This is a genomic window from Arthrobacter sp. Hiyo1, from assembly GCF_001263615.2.
Taxonomy (GTDB): Bacteria; Actinomycetota; Actinomycetes; order Actinomycetales; family Micrococcaceae; genus Arthrobacter.
The window spans coordinates 94,439-99,035 of the sequence record NZ_DF952471.1 but is presented as its reverse complement, the minus strand read 5'-3'; the positions used below and the strand labels follow the sequence as shown (position 1 = coordinate 99,035).

At 61.4% G+C, this 4,597-nt stretch carries 7 protein-coding genes; 5 read left to right on the top strand and 2 right to left on the bottom strand.

Annotated features, from left to right (window positions below):
* Nucleotides 1–151: 151 nt before the first annotated feature.
* On the bottom strand, nt 152–640 hold the full coding sequence (locus AHiyo1_RS12025; RefSeq protein WP_059388719.1) for a MarR family winged helix-turn-helix transcriptional regulator: 489 nt from the start codon (nt 638–640) through the stop codon (nt 152–154).
* Nucleotides 641–700: 60 nt separating this feature from the next.
* On the opposite strand from AHiyo1_RS12025, the gene AHiyo1_RS27725 reads away from it, so the two are divergent.
* The 3 genes from AHiyo1_RS27725 to AHiyo1_RS12015 are packed head-to-tail and all read left to right on the top strand — an operon-like array spanning nt 701 to nt 1,934.
* On the top strand, nt 701–832 hold the full coding sequence (locus AHiyo1_RS27725) for a hypothetical protein (RefSeq protein ID WP_275937058.1): 132 nt from the start codon (nt 701–703) through the stop codon (nt 830–832).
* Nucleotides 833–849: 17 nt separating this feature from the next.
* Nucleotides 850–1,431, top strand: coding sequence for an NAD(P)H-binding protein (locus AHiyo1_RS12020; RefSeq protein ID WP_253257298.1), 582 nt, complete (start codon nt 850–852; stop codon nt 1,429–1,431).
* Nucleotides 1,428–1,934, top strand: a complete 507-nt coding sequence (locus AHiyo1_RS12015; protein ID WP_059388718.1) for an anthrone oxygenase family protein — start codon at nt 1,428–1,430, stop codon at nt 1,932–1,934. Before AHiyo1_RS12020 ends, AHiyo1_RS12015 begins: the two co-directional genes overlap by 4 nt.
* A gap of 169 nt (nt 1,935–2,103) precedes the next feature.
* On the opposite strand, the gene AHiyo1_RS12010 is transcribed toward AHiyo1_RS12015, so the two are convergent.
* Entirely contained in the window at nt 2,104–3,576 is a 1,473-nt protein-coding gene (locus AHiyo1_RS12010; RefSeq protein WP_059388717.1) for an amino acid permease, read from the bottom strand.
* A gap of 158 nt (nt 3,577–3,734) precedes the next feature.
* On the opposite strand from AHiyo1_RS12010, the gene AHiyo1_RS12005 reads away from it, so the two are divergent.
* Together AHiyo1_RS12005 and AHiyo1_RS12000 are read left to right on the top strand one after the other, a co-directional pair.
* Nucleotides 3,735–4,238 (top strand): GNAT family N-acetyltransferase, encoded by a 504-nt coding sequence (locus AHiyo1_RS12005; protein WP_059388716.1) that lies wholly within the window; start codon nt 3,735–3,737, stop codon nt 4,236–4,238.
* Nucleotides 4,239–4,320: 82 nt separating this feature from the next.
* The coding region (locus AHiyo1_RS12000; RefSeq protein ID WP_113990648.1) for a MarR family winged helix-turn-helix transcriptional regulator at nt 4,321–4,597 on the top strand (277 nt) is incomplete at its 3' end.

The window sequence follows — 4,597 nt, the reverse complement described above, 5'->3', positions numbered from 1 at the left end:
AGCCGGCCCGCGACGCCCGCTCAGATATGCGGGCCTTTTCCGGGACGCTCGCTCGGATATGCCGGCTTTTTCCTGAACGCCCGCTCACCCTCCTTTACCTCATGTGAAGGAGGGTGAGTGCTTTAAGGCTCTAAAAGTAGGGAAGCGTCGACTAGTTGCCGAGTTCTTCCGACGCCGTTCGCCCGGCGGCATGGACGCGCCGCAGGAAATCCGTGATGACGGCGATTTCGGAGTCGTCGTAATCTGCGCAGATAGTGTCCATCAGGCTGTTCATTCCCGAGTAGAGGCGGAACATCTCGGCGTTTCTGTCGGGGAGAATCCGGATCACCACGGCGCGACGGTCGGACGGATCGCGGTCCCGGGCGATCCAGCCTCCGCGTTCAAGCCGGTCGAGGATGCCGGTCATGGTGGCTGGGTGCAGGCCGGCGTGTTTGGCCAACGTGCTCGGGCTGAGCGGCCCCCTGCTTGAGATCAGGTCAAGGCAGTCGAGGTCAACATCCTTCAGTTCGGCTTGGGTGCCGACCTGGTGATTGAGTACGGATAGTTGCACGCGCACGCCGCGAAGCTCGGCTTTGAGCTCAGCAACGGCACGTCGCCGAAGGCGCGGAGTTGCCGCCTCTTGATTTGATATGGAACTCATATGATATCGCTTCTGTATTGTATGGTTTTCCTAGGACAAGAATACCGGAGGCCGCATCACATGAAGATTGCAGTATTCGGGGCGAACGGCCCCACCGGAAGGATTCTCACCGCACAAGCGCTCGACGCCGGACACGTCGTCACCGCTGTCACGCGCAGGCCGCACGAATCCCGATTTCCGCTCCCGGCCTAAGTGTGGTCGGCGCCGATGTGTACAACTTCGAGGACGTGAGCGCCGTCGTCGAAGGAAGTGATGCCGTCCTCTCAACCCTCGGCGTTCCATACAGCCGACAGCCGATCACGGTCTATTCAGTGGGCACCGGCAACATCATCCGGGCAATGGGCAACCACGGCGTCCGTCGATTGGTCTGCGTGAGCTCCAGCGCCACCGACACTACGGCCGGCCCGCATGGAGGGTTCCTTTTCGAGAAGGTGCTACAGCCCCTCGTCACCAAGTTGCTGGGTAAGACGCTGTACGAGGACATGCGGCGGATGGAGGCCGCCGTCGTCGACAGCGGCCTGGACTGGACAATCATGCGGCCTTCCGGTCTTTTCGAAACCGATTCCGTGACTGAATACAAGATGGCCGTTGACTACATAAATGGCACTTTCACGTCGCGGGCCGACCTGGCGGACTCCATGCTGAGGCAACTCACTTCGGACGAGTTCGTGCGCAAGAACGTAGCAGTTGCAACCTTTTCGCAGAAGCCGAGCCTCATTCAGCTGCTTTTCCGCGAGGCCAGCAGCAAGAAGGCCGCGCCGGACAGTGTTCCTGCGGGAAAGCTGTCATGAGCCGTCTAGCCATCCAGTCAGTGGTCCGTATCGCTGGGCTTGTATTCGTCGGCCTGTTCGCGGGGTTCCTCACTGGGATACTCGTCTTGGAATTGTCCTTGCGGCAATTTAGCAGCACGGTTTACGCCCAGCTCCAGCAGGTGGCCCTCGTCGGGCTGCCTCTCCTGGCCTCAGTCCTCCTGTTTCCAGCGCTGATTGCCACGGCGGCCCTGGTATTGATGGAGCTCAAGACAAGGGATCGCGGTTTCTGGTTGGTGGCCGGCGCCCTCGCGCTGCTGCTCGCGGCCTTGATCACCACACTCGTAGTCAACGTTCCTATCAATCTGGCCGAAGCTGGATGGAACGTCAGCAACCCGCCAGGGGACTGGGCGGACATACGCGACCGTTGGCAGGTGGGCCACGCAGTACGAACCTTTGCTGCGTTCTTGGCCTTCGGAGCTTTGTCAGTCGCCGCGGCGCGACAACCGATCCGCCGTCGGAGTTTGCAGCCCGCGCCAGCATAAGTCCCGGCGCCCAACGCTCACCCGCCTTTGGCGGGACAGTCGAAACCCTCCTTCACATTGATGAAGGAGGGTTTCGGGTTTTGCCGCTACATGTGAGCGAGCGTTGGAAGAACCGCCGCTATATGTGAGCGGGCGTTGCGTCGAAAAGGCTCGTAGGTGAGCGGGCGTCCTAGCGGGCGGCGGTTTCGACTGCGGCCGTCTCGGTTTCGGCCATGGCCTTCCACTCGGCGACGCGGGCTTGGTGCAATGGCGATTTCCGGACCAAGGCGTAGGCGACGGCGAGGATCGCGAACCAGATGGGCGTTACGAGCAAAGCTGTGAGGGTGTCCGGCTGCGTCGTCAGGGCCCAGACCAGGAAGCCGAAGAAGGCGAAGACCACCCACACCATCACGATCCCGCCGGGCATCTTGAACGTCGATGCCTCGTGCAGTTGGGGCCGGCGCTTTCGGAAGACGAGGTAGCTGGCCAGGATGATCGACCACACGAACATAAAGCAGACGGCGGACACCGTGGTGACCATGTCGAAAGCTGCTCCGATGTCTTTGCCCGCGTAGAGCAGGGCGACGCCGCCAAGGAGAAGCACGCAGGACAGGAACAGGGCGTTCTGCGGAACCTTGCGGCTCGAAAGACGGCCGAACATCTTCGGGGCATCGCCGTCGTTCGCCAGGCCAAACACCATGCGCGACGTCGAGTAGATACCGGAGTTGGCCGAGGACATGGCGGAAGTCAGGACCACGAGGTTCACCACGGTGGCCGCGATGCCCAGTCCGGCCAGGGAGAACATGGCGATGAACGGGCTGTGGCCGGCTTTGAACTCGGTCCACGGGATGACGGACATCAGGATGATGAGCGCGCCGACGTAGAACAGCATGACGCGGACCGGGATGGCGTTGATGGCGCGGGGCAGGTTGTGCTCCGGGTTCTTGGTCTCGGCCGCGGCGGTGCCCACCAGTTCGATACCCACGAACGCGAAGACGGCGATCTGGAAGCCGGCAACGAACCCCATGAATTCCTTGGGGAAGAAGCCGCCGTGGCTCCAGAGGTTGGTGAAGCTTGCGGCGCCGGCGTCGGACGTGAAGCCGGTGGAAATCATCACGATGCCCACGATGATCAACGCGGCAATGGCGATGATCTTGATGAGGGCGAACCAGAACTCAGTCTCGCCGAAGGCCTTCACTGTGGGGAGGTTCAGGAGGAGCAGGATGACGATGGTCGCGAGGCCTGGAATCCAGAGCGGCACGCCCGGCCAGAGCTCGTTGGCGTAACCCGCGATGGCGATGACATCGGCCACGCCGGTCACCACCCAGCAGAACCAATAGGTCCAGCCGGTGAAGAAGCCTGCCCAGGGGCCGAGGAGGTCGCCGGCGAAGTCGCTGAAGGACTTGTAGTTCAGGTTGGAGAGCAGGAGTTGGCCCATGGCGCGCATGACGAAGAACAGCATGAAGCCGATGATCATGTACACGAAGATCACGGACGGCCCGGCGACAGAGATGGTCTTTCCGGAGCCCATGAACAGGCCTGTTCCGATGGCGCCGCCGATGGCAAGCAACTGGATGTGGCGGTTGCTCAGTGAGCGTGCCAGATGCGGCTCGCTGTCTTTGCTGGAGGCAGTGCGTTGCCCCGTTGTTGTCTGGTCGGACATATCTGCATCCTTCGGGTGATTCGCCGCATGGTGACGTGGCTAACAATTCTGCTAGTCCAAACTAACTCGAACCATTCAAGAATTTGTGATTGATCGTTTCACCTAGAATTCATGAAGGCGCGTAAACCGAAGCCGCCAGCTTGTGTCAGGCTGGTGTTATGAGTCACGCAAATCCAGGAGTGAAGCCGCTGTTGAGCATGGTTCTGGACGAAGGCGTCTTCACGCTCCGCCGGGCCCATTGGGAGGACCTCCCTGCCATTCTGAGACTGCTCGCCGCCGATCAATTGGGCAGTTCCCGTGAAAATGCCGAGGACGTCGGCCCCTATCTGCAGGCGTTTCAGCAGATCAACGAGGATCCGGCCCAACTGTTGGTGGTGGGCCACTTGAACGGCGCTTGCGTTGCAACTTTCCAGCTGAGTTTCATCCCGGGCTTGGCCCGGAAGGGCTCGCTGCGCTGCCAGATCGAGGCCGTGCGCGTCGCCGCCGAGTTGCGGGATCACGGCGTCGGTGCGGCCATGATGCAATGGGCCATCGAAGAGGCGCGGAACAGGGGCTGCACCCTGGTCCAGCTCACCAGCGACAAGTCCCGCAAGGACGCCCATCGCTTCTATGAGCGGCTTGGTTTCGTGGCAAGTCACGAGGGAATGAAGCTGGCGCTGTAGCGCGGGCGGCCTGGAGGCCGCGCCAAACCAAAGGCCCGCACCCCTTGATATTTAGGCAGCCTAACTGTTAGGATACCTAAATATGAATACCAATCACGTTGACGACGCGCTCCTTGCCCTCGCCCAATCATTCCGGGAAGCTTTGCGGCAGAGCGTCTACGTGATGCGCCGCCTCGATTCCGAGGAGCAACTCAGCTCTGCCCAGCTTGGCGTCCTCAAGATGGCGCTCGACGGCGGTGCCCGCGTCGGTGGGATCGCACGGAACCTTGGGGTCAAGGTTCCCAGTGCCACGGAGCAGATCATCAAGCTTGAGCGTGCGGGCCTGGTCAAACGCGAAGCGGACCCGGACGACTCCCGTG

Coding starts and splice junctions, on each gene's coding strand:
- AHiyo1_RS12025 (WP_059388719.1), bottom strand. CDS start 640: ATGAGTTCCATATCAAATCAAGAGGCGGCAACTCCGCGCCTTCGGCGA.
- AHiyo1_RS27725 (WP_275937058.1), top strand. CDS start 701: ATGAAGATTGCAGTATTCGGGGCGAACGGCCCCACCGGAAGGATTCTC.
- AHiyo1_RS12015 (WP_059388718.1), top strand. CDS start 1,428: ATGAGCCGTCTAGCCATCCAGTCAGTGGTCCGTATCGCTGGGCTTGTA.
- AHiyo1_RS12010 (WP_059388717.1), bottom strand. CDS start 3,576: ATGTCCGACCAGACAACAACGGGGCAACGCACTGCCTCCAGCAAAGAC.
- AHiyo1_RS12005 (WP_059388716.1), top strand. CDS start 3,735: ATGAGTCACGCAAATCCAGGAGTGAAGCCGCTGTTGAGCATGGTTCTG.